Below are 25,800 nucleotides of genomic sequence, written 5' to 3' on the forward strand. Positions count from 1 at the left end.
CTCCCCCTATCCCCCTAAATAAGCCTCTTGTACGCGTAAATCGCCGAGTAAATCGGCAGCATTCCCTTCCATTACCACTTTTCCCGTCTCCAACACGTACCCATAGTGAGAAATTTTGAGCGCCTGCTTCACGTTTTGCTCTACTAATAGAACCGTTGTGCCTTCCTGATTAATTTCGCGAATGATGCGAAAGATGTCGGCGACAACCAGTGGAGCCAATCCCATGGATGGTTCGTCAAGCAAGAGCAGCTTCGGTCGGGACATCATCGCACGGGCAATCGCCAACATCTGCTGCTGCCCACCGGACAAGGTGCCGCCCAATTGATTCTTGCGTTCACCCAGTATCGGAAAACGTTCCAAAACCTTCTCCAAATCGTGCCCTACCTCATTATCACTACGAAGGTATGCGCCCATCTTCAGATTTTCCCACACGGTCATACCGGCAAAGATGGCTCTCCCTTCAGGTACGAGAGCAATCCCGCGCGTTACCCTCTGATCGGAGCGAAGCGCGGTAATGTCCTCCTCGGCAAACAGGATTTGTCCCCCTCTTGGTTTTAATAAACCGCCTATTGCCTTCATCAACGTGGTCTTTCCTGCCCCGTTTGCCCCGATTATTGTAACTATGCTTTTTGCAGCAACGGTGAGATCAATGCCTTTGAGCGCCTGAATATTGCCGTAAAACGATTGAATCCCTGTGGCCTTCAGCATATTTCCCCATCCTCCCCCCCTCCGAGGTAAGCTTCGATCACCGCAGGGTTTTCTCTCACTTCCTTCGGCTTTCCTTCGGCGATCTTCTCCCCGAAATTTAGGACGGCAAGACGGTCGCAGATACGCATGACAAGATTCATGTCATGCTCGATCAACAATACGGTCACACCCAGCTTCTGGATCTGTTTGACCAGTTGGAACAGCTCTTCCGTCTCTGTTTCATTCATCCCCGCCGCTGGTTCGTCCAATAAAATGAGCTTCGGCGAACTGGCCAGAGCACGGGCAATCTCCAGGCGACGCTGTTGGCCATAAGCCAATGCGGAAGCGACAGTCTCCGCTTCTCTTTCCAATCCGACCAACTCCAGCAGTTGATCGGCTGTTTCAGTGACTCGCCGTTCTTCTTCACGCTGTTTTGTCGTGCGCAATACGCTGCTCCACACTCCAGCACTGCTTTGCCCATGCGCTCCGACCATTACGTTTTCTCGTGCCGAAATCTGAGAAAACAGGCGAATGTTTTGAAAGGTACGGGAAATTCCTGCCTTGGCAATTTGATGCGGCTTCAACCCGCTAATCTGTTGTCCATTGAATCGAATCGTACCCGTGCCGATCGAAAACATGGACGTAATCAGGTTGAACAATGTGGTTTTTCCAGCGCCATTGGGGCCGATCACTCCGAATACTTCACCTTGCTTCACGGTAAACGACACATCTTTTAGCGCAACTAAACCGCCAAACGATTTCCCTACTTGGTCTAATGACAGAGTCATTTCCCTTCTCCTTTCCAAACCATCTTTGAGCGGGAGAATTGGTCCTCATTCCGTGCGCCGCGACTCCATAAGCGCTTCAACCGTTTTATCAAATACCGGTCGATGATCCCCTGCGGGCGGAAAACCATCATCCCGATTAAAATCATTCCGTAAATCATCAGACGGTAATTCTCAGCCCCCCTCAACACTTCAGGAAGCAAGGTGAGGAAAACAGCTCCGAAAATCGGGCCCCAAATCAGTTCACTTCCACCGAAAACGGCAAATATTAAAATTTCTACCGCACGATGATACGAAAAGTCCGCCGGGATGATAAACGAGGTGGTGTGGGCATATAAGGCACCGGCGAGACCTGATATCAGCGCTCCTTGGAAAAATGCCAGAATCTTGTAGTATGTCGTATTGATTCCCATTGCTTCCGCTGCCTGCTCATCTGCTTTGATCGCTGCAAAGGCCCGGCCGACACGAGAGTGGTTTTGCCTGACAAAAAACCAAACCAACATCAGGACTATGACAAACAATAGTAAAAACGTTAGCAGGGCTGCCAGTTGGTTGGGTCGTACACCCAGTTCGCCGACATAGTCGCCAATTGCGTTGACCAAACCTGCAACCAAACTGTCCAAGTTGGGAATGGCAGGAATGCCCATGGCTCCGTTGGTGATTTCCAGGTTGTTAAAGCACACACGAATCACCTCGCCAAAGCCAAGTGTGGCGATTGCCAGATAGACCCCGTTCAGCCTAAGCGCAGGAATGACAACAAAGAAGCCAGTTACTCCCGCTGCCAAAGCTCCCAGCAAAATGCTGATCGGGAGGGGAAGACCCGCCTGCATAGTCGCAATGGCAGAAACGTACGCTCCAACACTCATAAAGCCTGCGTTGCCCAGTGACAGCTGTCCGGTGGACATCGTCACGTAGATACTGATACCCAAAACGGCATTGATTACTATGAAAGAAGCAATTTGCAAGTAGTAAGGGTTCAACAGCATATCGATCATGAGATCACCGCCTTTCCGAAGCAACGGATTGCCCGAATATGCCTTGGGGTCTAGCGAGAAGAATGACGATGATCATTAAAAAGGCAATGGCGTCACGGTATCCGGAAGCACCATAGGCAACACTCATCACCTCTGTTAACCCGAGAATGAAACCACCAGCGATCGCCCCTCTCAAACTGCCCATGCCCCCTAAAATGATGATAGCCAATCCCTTCAACCCCATCGCCAATCCCATCTGCGGTGATACCGCGTTAAACGCCATTCCGACCAGTACGCCAGCAACCCCTCCCATCGCCGACGCGATAACGAGAGTGAGTGAAATCATTTTTTGTGTGTTTACCCCCATCAGACTGGCCGTTTCCATGCTTTCCGCAGTAGCTCGCAGAGCCGTACCTGCTTTTGTTCGGCCCAACCAGAGGGAAAGTCCGATCATCAATACGAGGGAAATGAAAAAGATGAGCAGTTGCGTCAGATAGATCGTAACCGCTCCTACCTGAAAGTGAATGTCCGCCAGTGCTACCGGAAATGGCCTCGTTTCAGGACCAAATAGGTTAAGTGCCAGGTTTTCCAGAATGATAGAAGCGCCAATGGTACTGATTAGAGGGGCGAGATGGGAGGCCCCTGCTTTTCGGCGCAAAGGCCGCAGGGCAAATCGATCAAGCAAAAATCCAAGCACTGCCCCAGTCGCCGCAGCAGCGAATAGCGCGATGACAAGCGGAGCCTGAAAATGAGTTACCAAAAGAAGCCCGATGAAAGCACTAAACATGAAGATTTCCCCATGGGCCATGTTGAGAATCTGCAAAACGCCAAATACAATCGTATAACCCAGCGCGACAATGCTGTATATGCCACCTAGCGTCAACCCGTTGCTCACCTGCTGCCAAAGCATCACTGCCCGCCTCCTTCTCTTTGCTATTTCAACTCGACGAACTTTCCGTCCCTGATCGTGAGCACAACCGGATTCATAATCGGGTTACCAACTTCGTCGAAGGAGAGCTTTCCGGTAACACCGTTAAAATCTTTGATTGCAGCCAGCGCATCGCGCATTTTGGCGCGGTCATCTGCAGCCCCCGAATTCAATAAGGCTTGGGACAAGATATACAAACCGTCATACGCTGAGGCGGCAAACTGGTCCGGTTTCTTGCCGTATCTGGTTTCGAAATTTTGGACAAACGCTTGCACCATGGGCTCATCCAATTCGGGAAACCACGGACTGGCAACAATGACCCCTTCCGACGCTTTTCCGGCTTGCGCGATGATTTGCGGAGAGTTAAACCCGTCTCCGCCCACGACGGGCAGATTCAGACCCAACTTGCGTGCCTGGTCGAGAATCAAGCCGCCCTCTTTGTAAAAACACGAAGCGAAAATCGCGTCAGGCTTAGCAGCTTGTATATTGGTCAGCTGCGCACTAAAATCACTGTCTCCCGAGGCATACTTTTCCACCCTGACGATCTCCAGGCCCAGCTCCTCTGCGGTAGCTTTCATCGTCTCAAAGCCTGATTTGGTAAAATCATCATCATAAGCGTAGATAATCGCTACTTTTTTGATTGGAATTTTTTCTACCGCCTTTTTAATTGCGGCGGGGACCGCTAACGATTCAGGTAGTGCATTGCGGAACACATACTCTCCGATCTCCGGGATGCCTTCTGCCACTGTAGAAGTCCCCAAAATCGGTACTCCGGAGCGGTTGGCTACAGGACCCACGACAAACATCTCTGAACTGGTAGTCGGTCCGATAATAGCCACCACCTTCTCGGAATTGATCAGTTTTTGTGCCGCATTTAATGCTTGATCACGTTTGCCGACGGAGTCCTCCACCGCGAGTTCGATTTGCAATGCCCCCTTGTTCTTCTCGTTCAACTCTTCCTGGGCCAACTTTATACCGCTCATGATCGCTTCTCCGTAAGCAGCTCCATTGCCTGTCAAATACGCAATCAGACCGACCTTGGCAGTCTGCCCGTTGGTAGCACTCCCCACGGGCGCCGCGGTATCACTAGTCCCTTTGGCATTGTCTGTCCCTGCAGGTAATGAGCCGCAAGCTGCCAAAGTTAAAACGAGTAAGGCAACTACCAAAGGCGTAAACCATCTTCGCTGATTCATCCTTCAAGCCCTCCTACTCGGAATTTATAATCTGAATATTTTGACTATTTTTCATAAAGGCTGGGGGCAGCCCGAATAAACGGTTTACTAGCCGCCCGTACTGCTATGATTTTGCTCCATCTGCCTAAGCATTTTGACCAGCGTCTCCCCGTCCTCTGTGTTGTGATCAGCGGCAATTTCCTGAGCGCGGTCAGCATCACCGTTCATGACCGCTTCTACCAATCTTTCATGGAGCGCTGGTATTTTTGCTAGGTCGGTACACAATCCGCCGGTAGCATTTATATACAGCCTCGTTTGTGTTTCGATGATCGCATACATCTCCTGAAGACGCTTGTGGGCAGACATTTCAAAAATAACCCGGTGGAGATTGTAATCAGCCTCCATTACCACTTGCCAGTCGCTTTCGTCCACGGCGGTAACCAACTGCACAAATGCTTCCTTTAGCATTCTCGCCTTGTCAGGTGTTATCCGTTCTGCCGCCAATTTTGCCCCCATCGCCTCCAGCGTGTTGCGAAGCGTATAGATTTCCCAGGCATCTTCAGGTGTCAATGCTTTGACGGAGGTACCTCGAAATGGGTCGTGAACCACAAGTCCTTCACGCGCCAGCAGCTTTAAAGCTGCTCGGATAGTGCCCTGGCTGACGTCTAATTTTTCAGCTAGACGGGCCTCTACAAGCCTTGATCCAGGCTCCACTTCACCGGTCAAGATCTCCTTCCGTAACATGTCGGCCGCTTTATCATCCAGACCTTTTCGCATATATGAGGGTCCTCCTGTAAACTCAGAATTTTCCCACGATCGTACACTATATTGCGTTCATAATCAATAATCTAACAGCTTCAAGACTTCGTGAAAATTGCCAAAGGAGTAATCCGGTCTTGCCGAACCGCTCAGCGCCTGGCCACGGTCTACCAAAACGGTCTGCCATCCAAGCTGTTTGGCCACAGCTACATCGTACTCAAGGTCACAACAGATGTGCATGATTTTCGAACCGTCTGCTTCTACTCGGTGCTGAGCCAGTTGAAAGGGGCGAAAATCGGGTTTGTACGCCTTGGAGTCCATCGCGGTAACCACTTCATCAAATCTGACTCCGATTCGTTTTAGCGTCTCTGCCATAATCTCGTTGTCCGTGTTTGAAATGATGCAAAGTTTGTACCGTTCTTTCAGCCGCTCTAAAGCAGCGGGAACCTCCGGGAACGGCTCCCATTCCGGCATGGAAGCGACCAGCGCTTCGCCGTCCGCAGGATCATAGGCAATGTCGAAATGAGCCAGAGTCTGCGCCAGACTTGATTTGAGGATGTTGCGATACGGTTGATAGGCTCCCTTGGTCAGGTGAAACTGGCACGTAGAAAACGTTCGGGTAAACTCCTCTAACGTGACATTTGCCTGTTTTTTGGACAAAATCTCCATGAACACCCGACGTTGACCCGTTTCCCAGTCAACGAGGGTACCGTAACAATCAAAAGTAAGTACGCTGGGTCTTACAAATTGGCTCATAGTTTGTCCCTCCTCGTCCGTTTTTTACACTACCGTTGTTCTCATAAAGAGAACCCCTCTATGAGAACAACGGTCCAGTTTGCTGCGGCAGAATCCTTTAACGGGGCAGCGTGGCTCCGGTAGCCGCTGAACTTACATGCTCTGCGTAGAACTTTAGGTAACCGCGAGTCACTTTGCTCGGTTGCGGCACCATTTGTACCCGACGGTTCTCCAGTTCTTCCTCCGACACTTCCAGATTGATGACTCTCTCGTGCAGGTCAATATGAATCTGGTCACCTTCCCGTACCAACCCGATCGGACCGCCTTGGGCAGCTTCCGGGGAGATATAGCCGACTGCCGGGCCGCGGGAAGCGCCAGAAAAGCGTCCATCGGTGACCAACATCACTGAATCGTCCAGACCCATACCGACCAAGGCTGCGGTAGCCCCGAGCATTTCTCGCATACCTGGTCCTCCCTTTGGTCCTTCATTGCGAATAACCACAGCCTCACCCGGCTGTACCTTTTCCCCGTAAATGGCCTCGATGGCATCTTCTTCATTTTCAAAAACTCTGGCCGGACCAGTAAACCTCCACATTTTGGCGTTCACTGCCGAACTTTTCACTACACAACCGTCTGGTGCAAGCGAACCGCGCAGAACAAAGACTGCTCCTTCTGATTGTACAGGATTCGAGCGTGGCTTGATTACCTCTGGATTCAACACCTCGGCCCCAGAAACAATTTCCCCTACTGTTTGACCGGAGACAGTCGGAAGATCCAAATCAATCAGATCACCAAGTTCTCTCATCACAGCTGGGACTCCTCCTGCAAAATGAAGGTCGGTGACTCCCCACGGTCCGGAGGGAGAGATGGCAGCCAGGGTCGGCGTATTTCGGCTCAAACGATCAAATGTATCTAAATTCACTTCGACACCCGCCTCCTTCGCCATCGCCTGAACGTGGAGAACCTGGTTTAACGATCCGGAAACCGCCATCGATACCCGGATTGCATTTTCAAACGAAGCCTCGTTCACCAGCTTGGAGGGTGTAATCTGCTCATTGAGTAGCTCTAAGATCCGCATGCCTGAATACTTGGCTGCCCGCAGCTGCATATTGCTCGCACCAGGAATTGTGGAAGTGTGTGGAAGGGATAATCCGAGTGCCTCAGTGATCATTCCCATCGTATTTCCGGTGGAAGCCGTTGAAACTGCCCCTGGCCAAGGAAACAGCATGTCCTCATACTGCCTTAGATCCTCCTCCGTGATCAGTCCTCGCTTGACTTGCCCCACTCCTTCGAATACGTCTTCAAAGTACAGCTTTTTGCCGCGATAGACACCGGGCAAGGTAGGACCACCGTACAGAACGATGGTGGGAAGGTCCAAGCGAAAAGCGGCCATCACCATTCCAGGTACGACTTTATCCCCGCACGGGAGCATCACCAGAGCATCCATGCCGTGTCCTTTCGCCATCAGTTCAACCAGGTCTGCGACAATTTCACGGCTTGGCAGCACATACCGCATGCTGTCTCCAGCTTCTGCCTCGCCATCGGTAACATGAAATGCGTTGAATTCAAACGGGGTTCCTCCTGCCATCCGGATTCCTGTTTTCACCGCATCTGCCACTATGCGCAAATGGGCATTCTCGGGAGCAAAGTCCTGATAGCAGTTCACCACACCGATAAGTGGCCGCTCCAATTCTTCGTGAATAAACCCCGCGCCTTTGGCCCACGAGCGTTGCGGAGCACGATCCACCCCATGAAACTGTTTAACACTGTTACGCATACGAATTCCTCCTTGAATTGAAAGTACATTACGGCATTGATTATTCTGAATATTGCATGATGTGAGAATAACACGAATAATGAGGATAATCAATAATTAATTATTAATTATTTTTTATTCCAAGCTTCATCAAAAAACCTCGAGGCCTGTTCGCCTAGGTGCGACCGCGTTTTATGGAGAGTTTTACCGATATGATGCCAGATGCAGACGCTGAGGCACTTTGTTATGCGCACTAAGAAAAACGCGGGAAGTGTGAAGTGCACCCGCGTCTTTTGGGTAGGTGGTCGGTGAGGCTGTGGTGGAGAAGAGGAAAAGGGAGAAAACGCTCCAGCTTCCCCAGCCCCCTGCTGAGGGGTCATCCCTGCACAGTTCCATGAAAAAAGGGAAACCGCGTCCAAAGCAGCCGATCCATGACGCTTCTCAGAGGTGGACGCTTAAGACCGTGTTTCCCTTTTTTCATTCCACCTCGGCTGGGCCCCAAAGAGCTTCGCTTTTTCTCCCTTTTCCCAGGCCAGCTTTAACTCTTCCCCCCGTCTTCCTTATTGTTTACACAAAGAACCGTTAGGGCCCACCCTAACGGTTCTTTGTGCTTCAGCGGATATCCGAAAGCTTGTATTCATAACCGTGCAAACCCTTGTAATACTCAGGGTACATTGGACTTCTGCACAACTCGCAGCCGAATTGCGGTGGCACTGTAGGATCTCCATCGTCCATTGCATCAAAGCTCCGAACAACATCCAAAGGGATTTCCTCGGTTTCACCGCATGAACAAGTCGTACAAAAACGTCCCTTACAACGAAACGGAACTCTTCTCACATGATGGCATTCTTCGCAAACCAACAATTTGAAACCGTTTCTGGGGTCACCACAAGAACGAAACTCTTCTACTTCCTTTAAGACTGAGGCATGCTATTTATTTCTTTTTAACGGTAATCGTCCAAGAGGCATCATCAATCTGCTGGTAATTGGTGATGGCATGACCCTCTTCAGCGGCCCAGCGCGGGATGCTTTCAGTTGCTTGCGTACAATCAAAATCAATCACCAGTTCATCACCGCTATTCAGTGATTGGATGGCTTCTTTTGCTTCTATGAGTGGAAAAGGGCATACCATGCCACGTACAGCTAACTTGTGTTGCATCTGACATTCCTCCTACGCAGTTGTGATTCTGGCGCTTTGTTGTTTTCTCGCTTGAATTCGCGGCCGCACATAAACGAAATACGAAGCGGTCCATGTACCCAATATGATAAAGAGTAAGGAAATCCATCCTTGCCATGTCATCATCGCAGTCATGACAAGCCCGTTTCCAATCGAGCAGCCGCCTGCCAGGCTGGCGCCAAAGCCCATCAGGATTCCTCCTGAAAAACTGGAAACCGCTACTTTTGCGTCTGGAACCCGAAAGCGAAACTCACGGCTTGCCTTGGCAGCGATAAACGAGCCGAGCAAGATACCCAAGACGAGAAACACACCCCAGTTGATGTATTTCTCACTGTTTCCGGTGACCAAATACTGCAAAATATTCGCCGACGGTGTTGTAATTCCCAGACCCGACATTCTTCCTGTTGCTTCGCTCAACGGCCAAGCCAAGAGGGCAATGAGCCCCACTGCAATCGCCGTTGCAAACGGATGCCAGCGCTTCTCAAACAACAGGTGAGCAAGACCGCTTCTTTTAGCAGGCAAAGACGGAATCGCCACCTTTGGTTTGCGCAAATGTTTGAAGACGAAATACACCGTGATGAGAGCAACAATGACGATAAACGGCCAAACAGAAGTGCCGAATGTAGCTGGGATCGAGTTGGTCGGAAGCGTATAAGCTTTGAAGCTGTCACCCAGCGGAACCAGTACTCCGCTCTTCATGATGGCGCTCATCAGCATATAAGCAAACAAGCTGATCCAGCTTCCAATCAAGCCCTCCCCGGCGCGATACCAAGTACCCGTAGCGCAGCCACCCGCAAGTACGATCCCGATCCCAAAAACAAAGGAGCCGATAATCGTACCGAGCCACGGAAATGCACCCGCTTTAAACTGAATCAATCCCATTTGAATCAGGGCAAACACACCAATGCTTTGAATCACAATCGCAATCAGCAGGGCGTAGAACATCCGATAATCTTTTGCGAGAAACATGTCACGAAAACCACCGGTCAAACAAAACCTTCCCCGTTGCATCACAAACCCAAGCAGCGCTCCACATAATAACCCCGTAACAATCATTTGTCCTATCATGTGTTTCCCCCAGATCATCTTAATTCATAGTAAAACAATACGAATTATAAGTGTTTTTAATTTTAGCACAATTATCGCTTCTGTCAATCGAAAATTCCGATAGCTTAACCAGGATATTAAAATAAAAAAACACACCGCCGAATCATTCGGGGTATGCTTAAAAGCGATCTATCTACAAATTTTCAGTAATATCCGAGAGCTCATCAGCGGAAATGGCAACCTGGGCAACAGCCTGATTCATATCCGCCATTACCCTGAAAAAGTTCTCCAGCTCTCGCTGAATCCGCGTGCTCTGTTCTTTACTATCTGACACAGCGCTCATAATTCCTTCAAAGAACGCATTGGTTTCGTTGGTCATCACCGAACTGGATTGGACTAATGATTGGATTTCGGTCACAACAGATGACAAGACGACGGTCTGCTCATTTGATTTTTCAATGAGCTCCCGGACGCCAAAGACAGATTTCTTTGTCTGCTCTGCAAGCTTGCGTACTTCGTCAGCCACGACAGCAAAGCCACGCCCTTGTTCCCCAGCTCTTGCAGCCTCGATCGCAGCATTCAGCGCCAACAGGTTAGTTTGCTCGGCAATGGCTGTAACTACGTCCACAATCCCCTGGATTTTTTCAGCGTTTCCTTCCAGGGTGTTCATTTCTTCAGCGATTTGCCTCACACTATCCTGTATGTATCCCATTTGTTCCTGCTGCTTCTCCAGCTTTTCTTTCCCTTCTTTGGAGAGCGCCTGTGCCGTGCTCGAAAAACCCGTCCCGTTTTCTGCAAATCGAAGTACTTCTCGTGACTGCTCTGTCAATTGCTCGACTGAAGCGCTATTTTCCTCCGAGACCGCTGCCAACTCATGCGCCGAATTGGAGAGCGCAATACGCAGCTCTTCCTTTTTATCTTGCTCGTTTTGACGGGCCCGCTCATGCTCTTTTTCGTATTCCTCGAGAACGATCTGCTGCTCAATATTGAGAATTTTGGTTACGACCGCAATGGCGCGGACAAACTCCTTTTTGTCGGGAATTCGGTCATCGAGGATGTCTATAATGGAAACTAGCAAATTTTGAAACGCACACATATACCATTTAGGCTCCAGACCAATCCGCATGTGCATAACCGCAATCCGACTGCGTTGTTCGATATAGGCACTGTCAATTCGGCCGCTAAACATTTCCTTGATATGACGGTTTAATGTCTGCTTTAATCGCTGGATGGTGCTATTGTTTTCGATGATTTTCATGAGCAACTGTTCTTTTTCTATATTTTCATAGAAATAATCCACTATTTTTTCAATATTTTGCGTGATAATGGGCTGCAGGGCTTTCGCAATTGCCAAGTCTTCCTCAGTCAAATCGATCAGGGAAAGCTGCCTGGAAAGCTGCGATTGGGACTGAATATGCATTTGTCCCTTTTCCTTGATTTCCTGAAAGAACGACTCCCTTCTCGGTTTTCCTTTTAATCCGAACAAGCTGGAAAACGGGCATGTACTCATAGGGTGGACTCCTTTTTTTGTGCGAATATTCTATACAAAAATACGCGAGGTATATAGGAATGTAATAGATTTCCAGTTAACTACATCCTGTCAATTATATACCCGAAGATTAGTAAGTGCAAACAAGAGGCTAAGTCGCATCCGCAAAGGAATAGAATCAGGACTTCCATCCGTTCGTCCAAATAGAAGTCCCTAAAGATCTTACCTGTCCGCTTTTTTTACTTTCGCATTTTGCAGCTTCCACCCATTTTTGTCCCATTTCCAGATCGACTCTACATAAGCGATTGTATCTGCATTCGCTACCCCACTCACTCGCTGGATCCCCTTCAACTCACAGATGCCGTCGCCATTTTCATCAATCGGCGCAAGCACACTGAACGTATTTGGCATGACTTCCGTTGGCTGCTGCAGCTTCCCATCCTTGTAGATGCCCGCTTCTTCATACATTTTTCGTCGATCGCTAAGGTCTAGAATCGTGGTTTGATTCGTCTCTTTGATCCCCAACTGCACCTTGTAATTGTCCTGGTAAGAGCCCGTAATCGTCAATGACTTGGGAATGGGGAGAATAACCGGATTGTTGTCCTTGTTACTAAACAAATAGTAGTCGGAGGTACCTGCACTGCCGCCTGTCGGTGCCTGAACAAGAATTTGTTTCGCTTTGTTTCCCGTAAAGTCACAAAAGGACATCTGTGGCTGGTAACCTCCGTACGTGGTCGTAAAAAAGGAAGTCTTTTTTGCTATAGGATCCTGCACCATTACCTTGAGCCGATCGTAATACGGACTGTCCGCCGCAAAGCGCTTGCCCAATAGCGTCACGACATCCGGTCGACCGTCGCCTGTGACATCCGGCCGTTTTACTTGGATCTCCTCATAGACTGCAGGAGGCACAGCGAGCTGACTAGACTCTTGTGGTGGAACGGCATATCCCGTAGTCATCCCTGTGAATCCCCAAACTATGCTGCCAATCATTCCAACCCATTTGCTAGCCCACATGTTCTTGCAACCACCTTTCCTTTTATCGCGATACTTGTAGTATGCCGAAAATATGTACGTAAACTTTCCTTTTGCGATAAAATGATTGAGATGATTTCCATAAAGTGAGGAACACTAGTTTGACTGCTTTTGGCGCAAACAGACAAGCAGCCCGTCATACGTATACAAACAAGAGCACTACCCAAAGGAGGCATGCCTGCATGAAGACGCCCGAAGATCAACCTGTGGCGGAAAATCCGCCTAGCCGACTCGCGCTACGCAGTGCCTACGAGCTTATTCTCACCCGTATGTTGCCGCGTCTGTCGTCATCCCCACAATCCACCTGCAGGAGAATGAATGATGAAGATAAGATTGATCCAAAACGGAATCATAACAGCGATAGATGATATCGAAGAGGCTGCGGCCCCGCCTAGCAACGGCTTTTATTGGATAGATGCTACACCGTTTGATCTCGATATTTTACAGCCTCTCTTCGGGCTGCATCATTTGGCTATAGAAGACTGCATAGATGAGGAAGAGCAACGACCAAAGCTACAGCAATACGATGATCATTACTTTATGGTGATTAATGGCATCGCCTTTCACGATCAGGACATTTTTTTACGGGAAATCAATATTTTTCTCGGCAGCCATGCCATTATTACTGTAACCAAGCAGGAAGCTCCAGAGTTCATGTCGATGAACACCATCATTCGTGAAAAAGAAGTGAACCGTACCGATGCCTTCCTCTACTATCTGATCGACCAAATTGTAGATCGCTATTTCGACGTCACGGAGAAAATAGAAGATCTGATTGAAGATCTGGAAGAGCAAATTCTTATGAATACACGAAAATCCCACCTGGACCAAATCATTGGATTGCGCAGTGAAATCTTGTACGCGCGTAAAATGCTCGTGCCACAGCGGGATCTGATTGATGCTCTACATAAAAAAGAACTCCCGCTGATTCAACCTTATCTGCGGAAGTACTTTGGCGATATCGTAGACGATGCGAGTAAAGTCGTAGAGAGCTTTGAAACTTTTCGCGATCTCATCGGAAACTTGCGCGAAGCCTATCAAGCCGCTCTGGCGGGACGAGCCAACGACATCATGCGTGTCTTTACTGCCTTGACTACCATTTTCATGCCGCTCACGATCGTTACAGGTATATACGGGATGAACTTTGATGTCATGCCAGAGCTGCACACTCGCTATGGGTACTATATTGTCCTCGGATGCATGGCTGCCATCGGGGTCACTATGTACGTCATTTTCAAAAAGAAAGAATGGCTCTGACGTATCGACTAGCTCGTCTCTAGACCAAGTCGCCACAAGCAACGATCATCAGAGACAGATTTTGGGACAAATCGCACTCGTATGGCTGCACCAGATCCTGCCCCTCTTCATCTACGAGGATTCGGATGACAGGACGGCTAGGCATTCCTTTGTTGGAGTTGATGACTACCCCAGACACTCCCGAGCTTAGTGTGACACTCAGACCTAGCGGATAGAGCGCAATCGTATCGCGCAGGGCTTCCACGTATTTTTGATCAAACAGTCTGCCTGATCCAGAATACAGAACCTCCATCGCTTCATGAGGCATCATCCCTCTGCGGTATACACGATGGGAGGTCAGCGCATCAAATACATCGGCAACAGCCATTAAGCGGCCGAACGGATGGATCTCTTCCTTTTTGAGTTTACGGGGATAGCCCGAACCATCCCATCGCTCATGATGTTGAAAAGCACAATGCGCAGCGAGCAACGGAATCTCATCTTGGCGACGCAGCATTTCGAAACCGTATTCTGCATGCTTTTTCATGACTTCGAACTCTTCCGTGGTAAGACGCCCAGGCTTTTTCAATATCGTGTCCGGGATTTGCATCTTGCCTACATCATGTAGCATTCCGCCGATACTGATTTCCAGCACTTCTTTTTCCGAGCATCCCGTTTTCATAGCGAGAGCAGTACTATATATAGCAACATTAAAACTATGGGCAAATATGTAATTATCGAAAGCACACGCATCCGCAAGCAGATTCATGGCTGCACGACTACCGCTCAGTTCATCTACTACTGCTGTCATAACCTGACGAATATTGCGACCAAAAGACTTGTCCGAAAAAAGCTGGTGCCACTTTTGAGGAACCTCATGAACAGCACGAAATGTTTCGTGAATGATGGACATAGCTTCTCTGCGGGTCGATTCGGATATAACGGTCTCCACCATGATGTCGTCGGTACGTTTATCCTCAATGTAGAGACTAGCAATATTTTTGCTTTTAAGTCGGATTAGCATCCGTTCGGTAAGTTCTACACCTGCACCAACGAGAACCGTCCCATTTTCTGTATAGATAGACCGGGCCAGCTTATCACCCGACTGGCATTTTTCAATAGATTTCAGTCTCATTTGAAACCTTCGCCTTTCCTCAGGGTATCCCTATTATAGCGTGACTCGACGAGATTCTACATGAAAAATTTTCTAGATTTCATAGCCAAAAAACGCCTTTGCCATTTTTATGGACAAAGGCGTTTCATATGCGGCATTTACATATAACGATTACAGCATTTTAATGACCGCATCGCGACCTGTCATCCCTGCGGTAATTCCTCGTTTTTCTGCTGTCGTAGTCACTGATTCCAAGGGAGCATTAAGCAGCTCCTCAATCGTCTTGACACCTACAGCCCGACCAGCCAAAATTTCTCTTGAAGCCAGTCGATCATTCAACAACCCTACATCAAGCGCTCCACACATGATATAGCCATGATCTGTCGTTACAGCGAGCAATGTTGTTTTCGGCAGCCGCACCGTAACGGCTATCGCTGTTCCCTCTGGAAAATGGACAGGCAATACCTCGACCATCACGCATACCTCCTTTATCTCCTGTCTGTTGGCGTTACCATCCTATGACACAGGAGGAAAAAGTGTGTGAGACACGGCAGGTTAATGCATGATCGTCGCGGGGAATTGTTCCTCCTCCATCGCTACTTTGCGCTTCATGACCTCGATCATGTAGGTGGCCATCATTTGAAACAGCTCTTCGTCATCCATATCATCCACCAGGGCGAGTAGATCTTCACGGGACTGTTCAGCCAAGATACCCACGACAATAGCAGTTATATCTTCTTCGTCTCCGTTAAAATGACCTTTATAAAACTCATACACCTCATCAATAAACCGCATCGTCTGCCGCCTCCCTTTTCCATAGCATGCCCTGTTAGCCCGTCAGTGCATCCTTATTTTAAGGGAGGGCACACACGCTCCTCATGGCGATGATACTTGCTCCCATCTAGGGTGAAAAGCATTTTGGAGCAGCACTTGATCCTGTACGGTAGTGGCGATGACTTCGCGCAGCATTTCAGGCAAAAAGAACTGGATGTGACTGCCCTGCAAGAGCTCGGGGAATAGCCGATTGTACATAAACATATCCACCGTCCCTACCCGATACTCCCGGTTTGCAACCAGCGGCTGGCCATTTACTTCGATTTCCAAAATATATGGGCGCTCTGTCGCCACGTAACGGATGCGCAGACCATCGACCCCCATCCAGCCCTCTACTTTCCCTCGAAATCCGCATCCCCTTAGCTCTCGATGAACAATTTCCGGCTGTATCGCTTGCTCCAAAATACGTGCGAGCTGTACCCCAGAAAGAGTGACTGCACAGGCATTGATCGGATGGGGTACACTTTGCAGCAAATCGGCAAAAGACAAGCTTCCTCGATGCAAGTCCGCGAGCAACAGTCCACCGTTCGCAAGCCCCACCTCAGCTCTCGTCCATTTGCGTATGCTGGCTGCAAGAAAGGAGCCAAATGGTGTCTCATTGGTCCAGCCTACCTGCAGATCGTGCTCTAGATTCGCAATGGGACGAAGCAGACTCTTCTCTGCAGCCTCTTGTTCTGCTTGTAAAAATGCGGTTAGTTGCTCGTCGGGGGGGTAGTCGTTGGAGGCAAACAACTCAGCAGACATGGCAGATACTTTCCCGGCTGTGCGATCCCAGACGAGGCTCACATGCCCCACGTATTGACCAAAGCGTCCCGTTTGGGCGATCAAGGTTCCTGCCACTCGTTCCCCTTGATGGAGAGTATGGTGAGTATGAGCCCCTAGGATGACGTCTAATCCATCCACTTCTTTTGCCAACCGGCAGTCCTCCTGGTAGCCTAAATGAGACAAAAGGACAACGACATCGACCTGTGATCGTAAGGCGGCTACCTGCGCGCGAATCAACGGAAGAGGCTCCATTACCTCCCACCCCATGCTTCGATACGACGGGATAAAAGGTATCGTCATCCCCAGCAGTGCTACTCGCAAATTCGGGAAATCGTGAATGACGTACGGGAGAGACCATGATGGCACTGCACTACTTGCTGCATCTAACAGATTGCCTGTAATGACGGTGAAGCTCGCTCCATGATAGAGCTGATCCAATTTTTCTTTGGGGAGGGTAATGCCTTCGTTATTGCCGATTGTCACATACTGGTATCCACTTCGGTTCATAACACCGACATTTGTTTTTCCAAAGGTGGCTTCGGACTTCATATCCATCCGGTCCATATGATCGCCGATGTCGACGGTGAGGACATTTTCCCCGCGGCGCTCCCATTCCCCGCGACAGATACGTAGGCAGGTCGCGATTCTCGGCATCGCATTGAAATGGCTGTGTAAATCGTTGGTGTGCAGCATATGTAAGGTACAGGTGTCAGCCACGACTTTCCCCTCCCTCTCTACTTCCTTATTCTAGAATGGATTCTGCGATCATCTGTATTCCAATGCCCAAAATCAGGACACGTAAGACGAATACGATGGTCCTTCCTTTCATTTTGCTGGCAGCAATTGCTCCGAGCTTCCCTCCTGCCCACGCCCCTGGTGCCAGCATCGCTGCGTAGAGCCAGTTTACATGATCGTGAAGAATGTTGGTAAAAGACCCGATGACGGCCGAGAAAAAAATGACCAGCATGGAGGTTGCTGTAGCGATGTGCGGCGGAAACCGAAACAGAATCATCATCGCAGGCACCATCAGCACGCCACCGCCCACTCCAAATAACGAGGAGGTAATTCCCACAAAAAAAGCAATCAGCAAGGCGCTCCATTTGCTATATCCATACTCGTATTCATTTCCTTCGTTGTCGATGAAGTGACGCTTTACTTCCCATTCGATACGACGTGGCTTGATTTTGTCCTGGATCATCATGACCCCAAACATGCAGAGCTGAAACACTCCGAATAAAAGAGTGAAACTTTCTGTTGGTAGTAATGTATTAAGGTAGACACCTACGATAGCACCAGGAGCGCTACCGATAAAAAAAAGCAACGAACTTTGTATATCGACCTTTTTCTGTTTCAGATACGAAATCGACGACGAAAGCGCCGTCACAGCAATAACCAATAAGGACGTTGCGGTAGCGACCTGCGAGGACATCGAGCCTGGCATGTACAAATTGGCAAAAAACAGAAGCGCAGGAACAAAAAAAACACCCCCGCCGAGCCCGGCAATACTGCCGATAACACCTGCGACCACTCCGATGAATAAAAACAGCACTGCAATTGTTGCAAGCATACAGACCCTTCTTTCTTGGTAAAGCAGGTAAACTTTCTTACACGTCAAAACAACTCCATTTGGCGTGGATTCAGTCCGCTAGGATGCACACCGAGCATATTTGAAAATTGCTTGGCATTTGCGACCGCATCTCCCCCAGAGTTATTGTTGAACAAAATACAGACTTCATCCGCCTCATCAGCCACCTGCCTGATTCGCGGTACCCACTCGGAAAGCTCTTCATCACTGTAGCGATACAAGTAGCGGACGTCCCGCCAATTTTGCCCTTCTCCAGGATCACGCCAACCCGAATGGTTGCGCCCATGAAATCTGACCAAAGCCAATGCGGGGTGAGCTACAGCCGTAACAATCGGTACTGATCCTGCCCCCACCTGCGGCTCATCACACAATACATGGGTTGCCTCGATACTGCGTAAAAACTCGAGTGTACGCTCACTAAAGCGGGGGTCAAACCAGCTGCGATGCCGAAACTCCACTGCGAACGGATAGCTGGCCATCGCCTGCCGACACGCCTGCACATACTGTACATGCTCCCTCGTGCAATCAAACCAGGGTGGGAACTGAAATAACAATGCTTTCAGCTTATTCGCTTCGACTACCGGCTGGATGCTTTCTTCAAATTGACGAAACAGCTCCTTGCGGTGGACAGGTGCGTCCCCTCGTAGATGGCCCGTCATCGCTTGATAAGGCTTGATGATAAATCCAAAACGGTCCGGTGTATCCCGGACCCACGATTCATAATTCCGCTGTGGTAAAATAGCATAGAAAGAGCTGTCCACTTCCACTATCGGAAAGTGGCTGGCATAGACGGAGAGTTTGTCACGGTTTCGTACGCCTTGTGTGTACAAATCGTAATGGTCTCCCCAGCCGCAGACTCCCACCTGTATCGTACTCATCGCTTTTGAACCTCCAAAAAATTTGGATAATGGAAAAGGAAGAGGCAACTATGTTACCTGATTGGTTGGGCGAACCCTTTGCGTCTAAGGATAACAAATTATATCTTACCCGAAAAGTAGCGAAACGCCTCCTGAGTGAAGCCCAAGAGGCGTTTCCATATGAATATTCTGCATTGCTGACTGGACGAGGCTCAACCATCTCAGGCTACCTGTCCATGCCCCATAACCATGACAAGCACGCATTTGCTTGGGAAGGTCCTACTTTTTTACGTGCGTTACAAAAGATTCGCCAGACCAACATCCAGTGGCTTGGTGTATTGCATACCCATCCGCACACTCCACCGCTTCCCTCCACCAGTGATCACAGCGGCTGGCATTATCCCATGCTCAGCTACTGGATACTTGGCCTTGCTGCCCATCAGCCCGAGTGGCAGCTGTACCAGTGGACGAATGGAGCGTTTGAGCAGAGAAGCTATACCATTATCGATGATTCTTGTTCGGCGGGCTTTGCTTCTGCATCCTCACTGTCACCAAAAAACTCTTGATACAGGGCAATGACGGCCCGGTCTGCTTCTTCCGCCTTTACACCAAACATCATGCTTACTTCAGAGGAGCCTTGGTTGATCATCTCCAGGTTGATCTTGGCTGCTGCCAAGGCCGTAGTAGCACGTGCCGTCGTCCCCACTGATTGTCTCATTCCTTCGCCTACGATCATGACAAGCGCCAGGCTGTGCTGTACCGCGATATCCTCGGCCAGCAGCTCCTTTTGAATCCGCTCCACAATGCGCTGCTCTTTGTCAGCAGTCAAATCCCGCTCCCGTAAAATCACAGAGATATTGTCTATGCCAGACGGAGTGTGCTCGTACGATAGCCCTTCCTCCTCCAGAATCTGCAAAAGCTTGCGACCAAAGCCGATCTCTTTGTTCATCAAATACTTGCTTACATAAATACTGCAAAAGCCGCTATCGCTGGCAATACCTGATACCCGATTGGTGGCATAAGGCCGTTCTGCTACGATCATGGTACCTGGCGCCGCTGGGTTATTCGTGTTTTTGATGCAGACGGGAATATCTGCTTCATAGGCAGGAATCAGCGCTTCCTCGTGAAATACGCCGAAACCCGAATAAGATAGCTCACGCATCTCACGGTAGGTGATTTCCTTTACTTCTTTTGGCTGTGGGATCAAATTGGGATTGACCACATAGACGGAATCCACATCTGTAAAGTTCTCGTATACATCGGCCTTGACCGCTGCCGCAAGAATGGAACCGGTAATATCCGATCCCCCGCGGGAAAACGTCACCAGCTCACCCGCAGCCGAATAACCGAAAAAGCCTGGAAATACAGTGATTCCTTTTCGCTCGCGCAGTGCAGCCAGCTTTTCGTAGGCGCCGGGCAGGACATGCGCATTACTTGCTTCATCGGTAACCAGCATACCCGCTTCCTTCGGATTGACATAAGCTGCCTCTTCTCCCAGGCTGCGCAAGTAATGAGCCACAACCTTTGCGCAGGTATCCTCTCCCGCAGCCTTGACGGCATCAATGAATCTCTCTGTAGAAAGTCCTTGTTTATTGGCAAGCACTTCCTCCAAATCGGCTTCTACGCGCTGCCATACCTCTTCGGAAAGTCCAAGTTCATTAACAATCTCTTGGTACCGTATATAAATCGCCTGTTTTTCCTTTTCTGCCTCTTTGTTTTCCAAAAAACGCTCTGCATAACTGATCAAGAGGTCGGTTACCTTGTTATCATCCTTATGTCGCTTCCCGGGTGCGGAGACGACGATCAGACGTCTATGATGATCCGCTCGAATGATGTCGCCTACTTTTTTTATCTGTTCCGCATTAGCCAGCGATGTTCCTCCAAATTTTGCAACCTTCATCTCTACTCCTCCATCTGTCTATCTCTTCATCCGTTCCATTTTCTTAAAGACAAATCTGATACTAGATTAAGGTATCCACCCAAAAAGCACAAGTGTCTTTTTCCGGAGGACACAACAGTATATTCGCTGGAAGTGGGGCATAGTAACTGTGCACAGCATTTTCAAAGCTGGTGAAATCATCCAAGTAATGCTTAATAATGAGGTGAGAGCAATGAAAAAGCACGTTTGGTTTATTCTTCTCATCAGCGGTATTTTACTCACAACCTCCTATTACGGTACAGTCCTCGCCAAAGGAGGGAAGGATCGGGAGTACTACGAAACGCGGGGCGATATCGTCTGGGAGGTTCCGACAGACAGCAAGGTTATTGCCCTCACATTTGATGATGGTCCTGATCCTACGTACACTCCTCAAATTGCCCAGCTTTTAAAACAGTACAATGCGAAAGCAACCTTTTTTGTAGTAGGCTCACGGGTAAACAAGTTTCCGGAAATCGCTCGTCAGCTTTCAAAGGATCAGCACGAACTGGCTAATCATACTTACTCACATCCCGATATGCGAAAAATTTCATCCGCTAAACTAAAAGAAGAGATCATCAAAACACAAGAAGCGATATTCCAAAGCACAGGTGTAAATCCCGAGCTCTTCCGTCCCCCGGGGGGATACTACAGCGAATCAGTCGTGGATATCGCCCGGCAAGCCGGAGAATTGGTTATCATGTGGTCGTGGCATCAAGATACTCGCGATTGGAGCGATCCCGGCGTCAAAAAGATCGTCAACAAGGTCTTAAATAATGCACGCAATGGTGATATCGTCCTGTTTCACGACTACGGAGGGAACCGGAAACAGACCATTCAGGCACTGAAGCAAATATTGCCCCAGCTGCAAAAACGAGGGTATCAATTTGTGACGGTCTCGGAGCTAATGAAGCGTTATGGGAAGACGAAAAAGGTAGGAAAAGGTGATTAAAAAACGCGGGAAGTGCGCCCACGTGGCCCCAAAGAGCTTCACTTTTTTCTCCCTTTTCCTCGACCAGCCTTGACTCTCTTTCTATGAATGGTTCTCATTGATGCAGAAAGATCTGCCTAAGAATGCTTGCCTCCATATTCCGCTCTTAACATGGGGCTTACTAAGGAGCTCTTCCCCTACTCACGCTTATAAATTCCTGTACGTTAAAAAAGGCAGGACCCCTTCACTTTAACGAAGGGGTCCTGCTTTTTTTGTTTTGGTTAGTTCTTTTTGTCTGTTTCTTCTACTGCCTTAGCTAGTGTCGCTTTGTCGGAGCCACCTACCTGAGAGGCTGAGCCTGTTACTGGTGTCACTGGTGCAGCCACTGACTGTTTGGAGATGGAGGCTGTCTGGGCTGGTGCCTGACCGCCCTTTTGCATAAAGTCTGAAATCATCTTGTTCATATCCAGGCCGGATACGTCTTTTAGCATCTCTGGCAACTGCGCCATCAGCTTGGTTACATTTCCACTCAAACGGTTGACGCCGTCTCCTTGTCCTCCCCCAGCATCCACAATCGTTACCTTGTCGATTGCCTTCATCGGCTCGGCAATTTTCTCTGCCAGCTCTGGGAGCATTTTCGCAATGATATCGAGTATTGCCGCGTGACCGAACTTTTCGAATGCTTCCGCCAGTTTTTCTTTCCCTTCCGCTTCTGCTTCCAGCTTGAGGCGAGTTACTTCTGCCTCTGCAGTTCCTCGCGCCTTCTCTGCCTCGGCGATCGCCAAGCCTTCGAGACGCTTCTGTTCCGCCATCGCTTTTGCCTCTGCTTCAATCCGATATTTCACTGCATCGGCTTCACGGAGCTTTTTGGCTTTTTCCGCTTCTGCCGCTTGCTCTACGGAATAGCGATCCGCGTCTGCTTTTTTCTTCACTTCCGCATCGTACTGCTTCTCGCGTCGAAGAATTTCTTTTTCTTCCAGTTCGATTTCCTTTTGCTTACGAACCAGATCGACCTTCATCTCTTCTTCCGTTACCTGCTGCTTCGCCACCGCTTCTTGCAGCTTGTAGGCTTGGTCAGCACTTGCCTTCGCTTTGTCCTGCTCCTGCTTAAAGGCTGCTATTTTCAATTCTTTTTCCTTTTCGGCTTCAGCGATGTTGGTCTCTTTGAGAAGCTCAGCCTTACGAGCCGATTCCTCTGCCTGCGCCTGCTTGATCCGTGCTTCTTTGTCGGCGTCCGCCTGAGAAATCGTTGCATCGCGTTTTACTGCTGCGATCTGCGGGATACCCAGAGCAGCCAGGTAACCGTTTTTGTCTCGTACATCCTTGATCGTAAAGCTGACTACGGAGAGACCCATTTTTTTCAAGTCCTTGGTCGCTACAGCTTGCACCTCTTGCGCGAATCGCTCCCGGTTTTTGTAGATTTCCTCTACCGTCATACTACCGAGTATCGCCCTGAGATAGCCCTCCAGAACTTCCTGGGCCTCGATGCGGAGCGCTTCATCTTTTTTGCCCATAAATTGCTCGGCTGCAGTAGCGATGTCTTCGATGGAACCGCCAATTTTAATGATAGCCACCCCATCTGCCATGACCGGAACGCCCTGCTCTGTATATACTTCTGGCGTCGATACGTCCAGCTTATGGGACAGAAGACTCAGAAAATTCGCTTGCTGAAAAATCGGGAGAATAAATGCACCGCCGCCGCGGACAATTTTCATTTTGCGACCGGATTCGTCGCTGAGTACATTTTTGCTGCCCAGATAGCTTCCTGTGACGATCATCGCTTCATCTGCACCGACCGTCTTGTATCGTGCCCAAAAGGCGATACCCAGTACGAGAAAAACGGCTACGACTACACCAACCGTCATCAAAATACCTGGTTCAAAATCAAACATGCTCTTTCATCTCCTTTTCTGTTTCATTGAGGAATGGGGTTACGTACAATACGTGGTCACGCACTTCTACCACCACGACGCGAGTTCCTTGCCGGATCGTCTGACCCTCCAGGCTCGCGGCCATATGATAGGTCGTTCCGCTAATCAGAGGAAGCAGTATTTCCCCCAATCCATCTGCTGGTATCGTTGTATTCACCTCACCCAGTTTTCCTCCCAATTGGCTCATGGAGTAACCCGTTGAATTTTCTGCTCGGCTCATCGGTTTCACCCAGACGAAGTAGGCAAGAACCGCCAAGCCTCCTCCGATAGCTATTGCCAAAACAAAAACCATTAGCCAAGAGAGGGAGGTAAAGCGGGATAGCAGATAACCAGCCCCCCCAAACGCGGTAATGCCACTTACCAACATAATGGGTTCGAATACGGGCAGATGGAGCTGTCCCAACCAATCAGAAATCGTATCACCAAAAATCAGCGATATCAGGGTATAAATGAGGCCACATACAAGGCAAACCATGTAGACGGTTTCGAGTATGACCACGAATGTCACTCCTTTCCAAAATTGCCTCTACTTCTCATACGAACCAGATCGAAAAAGGTTGCGTAATTAAGGAAAATCCTCCCTAAAAAGGGAGGATCAGCAGTATTTTTCGGAGTCGCTCCTCCTTGAATCGGCCACGATAAAGGTTTACTTATCCAAAAAAGGTTTGATACAGCAAATACAGGTTCAGTCCCATAATGATGGTGGCCACGAACCAAGCCAGCCATTTCAGCCATGGAGCGTTCACAAACTCGCCCATCTTTGTCTTATCACTCGTAAACTTGACCAGCGGTACTACCGCAAAAGACAGCTGAAGGGAAAGAATAACCTGGCTCAAGATCAATAGATCGGTCGCTCCGCTCTCCCCGTACATCGCGGTGACAATGACTGCCGGTACAATGGCAATCAATCTGGTGATCAGGCGACGCAGCCAAGGGGTAATGCGCAAATTCAAAAACCCCTCCATCACGATCTGACCAGCCAGGGTACCTGTCAGCGTAGAATTCATACCTGCTGCCAGTAAGGCTACACCGAACAAGATGCTTCCCAGTGTCGTTCCCAATAACGGCGCCAGCAGATGGTACGCGTCAGCGATATCCGCCACATCTGTCATTCCCGCTCGGTGAAAAGTCGCCGAGGACAAAATCAGGATAGCAGCATTGATTCCCATCGCAAAGACTAGCGCGATCGTCGAGTCTACGGTAGCAAATTTGATTGCTTCCCGTTTGCCAAGTGTAGTCTGCTCGTAGTCTCTAGTCTGCACGATGGACGAATGCAGGTACAGGTTATGCGGCATGACGGTCGCCCCCAAAATCCCAATAGCGATGTAGAGCATTGCTGGATTTTTCACAATTTCAGCCGTAGGGATGAAACCGCCGAGAATACCAGATACATCCGGCTGGGACCAGAACATTTCAAACGCGAAGCAAGCACCGATCGTAACAATTAACGCGATGACCAGCGACTCCACATAACGGAATCCCTTGTTTTGTAAAAGGAGTACGACCATAACGTCCAGCGCTGTAATCAATACACCGTAAACGAGCGGAATCCCAAATAACAGATTGAGCGCTATCGCGGCACCGATCACTTCAGCAAGGTCACACGCCGCAATAGCAAGCTCACACAAGACCCAAAGTCCCATCGCCACAGGCTTGCTGTAGTGATCACGGCACGCCTGAGCCAAGTCTCTGCCGGTTGCGATGCCCAGTTTTCCAGCCAGAGCTTGCAGCAGGATCGCCATCAGATTGGATAGCATGATGACGGATAGCAAGGAATAGCCAAAAAGGGATCCCCCAGCAATATCTGTAGCCCAGTTTCCCGGGTCCATATAACCAACCGCTACGAGATATCCCGGTCCTGCAAAGGCAAGAAATTTGCGAATCCACGAACCTTTCTGAGGGACTTTCATAGAACGGTGCACCTCTGGCAAGGACGGCTGACCAGCAACTTTTCTCCAGCCTGGATCTTGAACAGCTTCATTCGATTTTGATTTCGTCAGCATAGATCTTCACCCCATTTGTGGCTCAAGTCATTTTTTTTGCACACGCGCAACTTTTAGTCAAAAAAATATAGGAATTAGCCAACTGCAA

25 protein-coding genes and 1 pseudogene are annotated in these 25,800 nt (G+C 49.2%); 3 read left to right on the forward strand and 23 right to left on the reverse strand.

The genetic code is table 11. The features are described from left to right. Positions 1–6: 6 nt before the first annotated feature. From ACIFQN_RS14305 to ACIFQN_RS14365, 13 genes and pseudogenes are all read right to left on the reverse strand, one after another. The gene (locus tag ACIFQN_RS14305) at positions 7–708 is read right to left on the reverse strand and encodes an ABC transporter ATP-binding protein (protein ID WP_429833706.1); all 702 of its coding nucleotides are present in this window, start codon (positions 706–708) and stop codon (positions 7–9) included. Further along, complete coding sequence (locus ACIFQN_RS14310; protein WP_429833707.1) at positions 702–1,475, reverse strand: ABC transporter ATP-binding protein; 774 nt, start codon at positions 1,473–1,475, stop codon at positions 702–704. Before ACIFQN_RS14310 ends, ACIFQN_RS14305 begins: the two co-directional genes overlap by 7 nt. Beyond that, on the reverse strand, positions 1,472–2,467 hold the full coding sequence (locus ACIFQN_RS14315; protein ID WP_429833708.1) for a branched-chain amino acid ABC transporter permease: 996 nt from the start codon (positions 2,465–2,467) through the stop codon (positions 1,472–1,474). The genes ACIFQN_RS14310 and ACIFQN_RS14315 overlap by 4 nt, the downstream gene beginning before the upstream one ends. 4 nt (positions 2,468–2,471) lie before the next feature. After that, positions 2,472–3,356, reverse strand: coding sequence for a branched-chain amino acid ABC transporter permease (locus ACIFQN_RS14320; protein WP_429833709.1), 885 nt, complete (start codon positions 3,354–3,356; stop codon positions 2,472–2,474). Between the two features lie 23 nt (positions 3,357–3,379). Continuing rightward, positions 3,380–4,567: an ABC transporter substrate-binding protein gene (locus ACIFQN_RS14325; protein ID WP_429833710.1), complete on the reverse strand. Its 1,188-nt coding sequence runs from the start codon at positions 4,565–4,567 to the stop codon at positions 3,380–3,382. Between the two features lie 87 nt (positions 4,568–4,654). Continuing rightward, positions 4,655–5,323 (reverse strand): GntR family transcriptional regulator, encoded by a 669-nt coding sequence (locus tag ACIFQN_RS14330; RefSeq protein WP_429833711.1) that lies wholly within the window; start codon positions 5,321–5,323, stop codon positions 4,655–4,657. A 63-nt stretch (positions 5,324–5,386) separates the two neighbouring features. Further along, entirely contained in the window at positions 5,387–6,061 is a 675-nt protein-coding gene (locus ACIFQN_RS14335) for a haloacid dehalogenase type II (protein WP_429833712.1), read from the reverse strand. A gap of 97 nt (positions 6,062–6,158) precedes the next feature. After that, positions 6,159–7,817 carry a dihydroxy-acid dehydratase gene (gene ilvD, locus ACIFQN_RS14340; RefSeq protein WP_429833713.1) on the reverse strand — a complete coding sequence of 553 codons (1,659 nt, stop codon included), beginning with the start codon at positions 7,815–7,817 and terminating at the stop codon, positions 6,159–6,161. 747 nt (positions 7,818–8,564) lie between these two features. Continuing rightward, positions 8,565–8,720: pseudogene (locus tag ACIFQN_RS14345) on the reverse strand (transposase zinc-binding domain-containing protein); the annotation flags it as partial. Between the two features lie 10 nt (positions 8,721–8,730). After that, positions 8,731–8,955 carry a sulfurtransferase TusA family protein gene (locus ACIFQN_RS14350; RefSeq protein WP_429833714.1) on the reverse strand — a complete coding sequence of 75 codons (225 nt, stop codon included), beginning with the start codon at positions 8,953–8,955 and terminating at the stop codon, positions 8,731–8,733. Positions 8,956–8,967: 12 nt separating this feature from the next. Further along, positions 8,968–10,029 (reverse strand): YeeE/YedE thiosulfate transporter family protein, encoded by a 1,062-nt coding sequence (locus ACIFQN_RS14355; RefSeq protein WP_429834135.1) that lies wholly within the window; start codon positions 10,027–10,029, stop codon positions 8,968–8,970. A gap of 184 nt (positions 10,030–10,213) precedes the next feature. After that, positions 10,214–11,530 (reverse strand): globin-coupled sensor protein, encoded by a 1,317-nt coding sequence (locus ACIFQN_RS14360; protein WP_429833715.1) that lies wholly within the window; start codon positions 11,528–11,530, stop codon positions 10,214–10,216. 201 nt (positions 11,531–11,731) lie between these two features. Further along, entirely contained in the window at positions 11,732–12,523 is a 792-nt protein-coding gene (locus tag ACIFQN_RS14365) for a hypothetical protein (RefSeq protein WP_429833716.1), read from the reverse strand. A gap of 339 nt (positions 12,524–12,862) precedes the next feature. Here ACIFQN_RS14365 and corA point away from each other — a divergent pair, with 339 nt between their 5' ends. Continuing rightward, positions 12,863–13,798 (forward strand): magnesium/cobalt transporter CorA, encoded by a 936-nt coding sequence (corA, locus tag ACIFQN_RS14370; protein ID WP_429834136.1) that lies wholly within the window; start codon positions 12,863–12,865, stop codon positions 13,796–13,798. A 19-nt stretch (positions 13,799–13,817) separates the two neighbouring features. Here the strand turns inward: corA and ACIFQN_RS14375 are convergent, their stop codons facing one another. The 6 genes from ACIFQN_RS14375 to ACIFQN_RS14400 all read right to left on the reverse strand — a co-directional run bounded on the left by ACIFQN_RS14375 (position 13,818) and on the right by ACIFQN_RS14400 (position 18,953). Beyond that, positions 13,818–14,912, reverse strand: coding sequence for an HD-GYP domain-containing protein (locus tag ACIFQN_RS14375; protein WP_429833717.1), 1,095 nt, complete (start codon positions 14,910–14,912; stop codon positions 13,818–13,820). Positions 14,913–15,062: 150 nt separating this feature from the next. Next, positions 15,063–15,365 (reverse strand): YunC family protein, encoded by a 303-nt coding sequence (locus ACIFQN_RS14380; RefSeq protein ID WP_429833718.1) that lies wholly within the window; start codon positions 15,363–15,365, stop codon positions 15,063–15,065. 81 nt (positions 15,366–15,446) lie between these two features. Further along, entirely contained in the window at positions 15,447–15,686 is a 240-nt protein-coding gene (locus ACIFQN_RS14385; protein WP_429833719.1) for a DUF6154 family protein, read from the reverse strand. 81 nt (positions 15,687–15,767) lie between these two features. After that, positions 15,768–17,207, reverse strand: coding sequence for a bifunctional metallophosphatase/5'-nucleotidase (locus tag ACIFQN_RS14390; RefSeq protein WP_429833720.1), 1,440 nt, complete (start codon positions 17,205–17,207; stop codon positions 15,768–15,770). Positions 17,208–17,232: 25 nt separating this feature from the next. Then, a complete protein-coding gene (locus ACIFQN_RS14395) occupies positions 17,233–18,057 on the reverse strand; it encodes a sulfite exporter TauE/SafE family protein (RefSeq protein ID WP_429833722.1) in 825 nt (274 codons plus the stop codon). Between the two features lie 44 nt (positions 18,058–18,101). Next, positions 18,102–18,953 (reverse strand): DUF72 domain-containing protein, encoded by an 852-nt coding sequence (locus ACIFQN_RS14400; RefSeq protein WP_429833723.1) that lies wholly within the window; start codon positions 18,951–18,953, stop codon positions 18,102–18,104. Positions 18,954–19,003: 50 nt separating this feature from the next. Here ACIFQN_RS14400 and ACIFQN_RS14405 point away from each other — a divergent pair, with 50 nt between their 5' ends. Further along, on the forward strand, positions 19,004–19,498 hold the full coding sequence (locus ACIFQN_RS14405) for a Mov34/MPN/PAD-1 family protein (protein ID WP_429833724.1): 495 nt from the start codon (positions 19,004–19,006) through the stop codon (positions 19,496–19,498). On the opposite strand, the gene ACIFQN_RS14410 is transcribed toward ACIFQN_RS14405, so the two are convergent. Then, complete coding sequence (locus tag ACIFQN_RS14410; RefSeq protein WP_429833725.1) at positions 19,426–20,832, reverse strand: aspartate kinase; 1,407 nt, start codon at positions 20,830–20,832, stop codon at positions 19,426–19,428. The two genes, ACIFQN_RS14405 and ACIFQN_RS14410, sit on opposite strands and share 73 nt — an antisense overlap. 211 nt (positions 20,833–21,043) lie before the next feature. Between ACIFQN_RS14410 and ACIFQN_RS14415 the strand changes: the two genes are divergently transcribed. Further along, positions 21,044–21,799, forward strand: coding sequence for a polysaccharide deacetylase family protein (locus ACIFQN_RS14415; RefSeq protein ID WP_429833726.1), 756 nt, complete (start codon positions 21,044–21,046; stop codon positions 21,797–21,799). Positions 21,800–22,059: 260 nt separating this feature from the next. Here ACIFQN_RS14415 and ACIFQN_RS14420 read toward each other — a convergent pair whose 3' ends face one another. The 3 genes from ACIFQN_RS14420 to ACIFQN_RS14430 form a co-directional block, all read right to left on the reverse strand. Next, on the reverse strand, positions 22,060–23,670 hold the full coding sequence (locus ACIFQN_RS14420) for an SPFH domain-containing protein (RefSeq protein ID WP_429833727.1): 1,611 nt from the start codon (positions 23,668–23,670) through the stop codon (positions 22,060–22,062). Next, positions 23,663–24,208, reverse strand: a complete 546-nt coding sequence (locus ACIFQN_RS14425) for an NfeD family protein (RefSeq protein WP_429833728.1) — start codon at positions 24,206–24,208, stop codon at positions 23,663–23,665. The genes ACIFQN_RS14420 and ACIFQN_RS14425 overlap by 8 nt, the downstream gene beginning before the upstream one ends. A 151-nt stretch (positions 24,209–24,359) precedes the next feature. After that, positions 24,360–25,712, reverse strand: a complete 1,353-nt coding sequence (locus ACIFQN_RS14430) for an Nramp family divalent metal transporter (protein WP_429833729.1) — start codon at positions 25,710–25,712, stop codon at positions 24,360–24,362. Positions 25,713–25,800 lie beyond the last annotated feature (88 nt).

Source organism: Brevibacillus sp. NRS-1366 (genome assembly GCF_050467985.1).

What these genes read in the sequence shown, in the direction of transcription:
- ACIFQN_RS14350 (WP_429833714.1), bottom strand. Translation starts at nt 8,955, where the DNA reads ATGCAACACAAGTTAGCTGTACGTGGCATGGTATGCCCTTTTCCACTC.
- ilvD (WP_429833713.1), bottom strand. Translation starts at nt 7,817, where the DNA reads ATGCGTAACAGTGTTAAACAGTTTCATGGGGTGGATCGTGCTCCGCAA.
- ACIFQN_RS14430 (WP_429833729.1), bottom strand. Translation starts at nt 25,712, where the DNA reads ATGCTGACGAAATCAAAATCGAATGAAGCTGTTCAAGATCCAGGCTGG.
- ACIFQN_RS14365 (WP_429833716.1), bottom strand. Translation starts at nt 12,523, where the DNA reads ATGTGGGCTAGCAAATGGGTTGGAATGATTGGCAGCATAGTTTGGGGA.
- ACIFQN_RS14360 (WP_429833715.1), bottom strand. Translation starts at nt 11,530, where the DNA reads ATGAGTACATGCCCGTTTTCCAGCTTGTTCGGATTAAAAGGAAAACCG.
- ACIFQN_RS14315 (WP_429833708.1), bottom strand. Translation starts at nt 2,467, where the DNA reads ATGATCGATATGCTGTTGAACCCTTACTACTTGCAAATTGCTTCTTTC.
- ACIFQN_RS14420 (WP_429833727.1), bottom strand. Translation starts at nt 23,670, where the DNA reads ATGTTTGATTTTGAACCAGGTATTTTGATGACGGTTGGTGTAGTCGTA.
- ACIFQN_RS14410 (WP_429833725.1), bottom strand. Translation starts at nt 20,832, where the DNA reads ATGAAGGTTGCAAAATTTGGAGGAACATCGCTGGCTAATGCGGAACAG.
- ACIFQN_RS14385 (WP_429833719.1), bottom strand. Translation starts at nt 15,686, where the DNA reads ATGCGGTTTATTGATGAGGTGTATGAGTTTTATAAAGGTCATTTTAAC.
- corA (WP_429834136.1), top strand. Translation starts at nt 12,863, where the DNA reads ATGAAGATAAGATTGATCCAAAACGGAATCATAACAGCGATAGATGAT.
- ACIFQN_RS14305 (WP_429833706.1), bottom strand. Translation starts at nt 708, where the DNA reads ATGCTGAAGGCCACAGGGATTCAATCGTTTTACGGCAATATTCAGGCG.
- ACIFQN_RS14375 (WP_429833717.1), bottom strand. Translation starts at nt 14,912, where the DNA reads ATGAGACTGAAATCTATTGAAAAATGCCAGTCGGGTGATAAGCTGGCC.
- ACIFQN_RS14380 (WP_429833718.1), bottom strand. Translation starts at nt 15,365, where the DNA reads ATGGTCGAGGTATTGCCTGTCCATTTTCCAGAGGGAACAGCGATAGCC.
- ACIFQN_RS14405 (WP_429833724.1), top strand. Translation starts at nt 19,004, where the DNA reads ATGTTACCTGATTGGTTGGGCGAACCCTTTGCGTCTAAGGATAACAAA.
- ACIFQN_RS14335 (WP_429833712.1), bottom strand. Translation starts at nt 6,061, where the DNA reads ATGAGCCAATTTGTAAGACCCAGCGTACTTACTTTTGATTGTTACGGT.
- ACIFQN_RS14415 (WP_429833726.1), top strand. Translation starts at nt 21,044, where the DNA reads ATGAAAAAGCACGTTTGGTTTATTCTTCTCATCAGCGGTATTTTACTC.
- ACIFQN_RS14330 (WP_429833711.1), bottom strand. Translation starts at nt 5,323, where the DNA reads ATGCGAAAAGGTCTGGATGATAAAGCGGCCGACATGTTACGGAAGGAG.
- ACIFQN_RS14395 (WP_429833722.1), bottom strand. Translation starts at nt 18,057, where the DNA reads ATGCTTGCAACAATTGCAGTGCTGTTTTTATTCATCGGAGTGGTCGCA.
- ACIFQN_RS14355 (WP_429834135.1), bottom strand. Translation starts at nt 10,029, where the DNA reads ATGATTGTTACGGGGTTATTATGTGGAGCGCTGCTTGGGTTTGTGATG.
- ACIFQN_RS14320 (WP_429833709.1), bottom strand. Translation starts at nt 3,356, where the DNA reads ATGCTTTGGCAGCAGGTGAGCAACGGGTTGACGCTAGGTGGCATATAC.
- ACIFQN_RS14400 (WP_429833723.1), bottom strand. Translation starts at nt 18,953, where the DNA reads ATGAGTACGATACAGGTGGGAGTCTGCGGCTGGGGAGACCATTACGAT.
- ACIFQN_RS14310 (WP_429833707.1), bottom strand. Translation starts at nt 1,475, where the DNA reads ATGACTCTGTCATTAGACCAAGTAGGGAAATCGTTTGGCGGTTTAGTT.
- ACIFQN_RS14325 (WP_429833710.1), bottom strand. Translation starts at nt 4,567, where the DNA reads ATGAATCAGCGAAGATGGTTTACGCCTTTGGTAGTTGCCTTACTCGTT.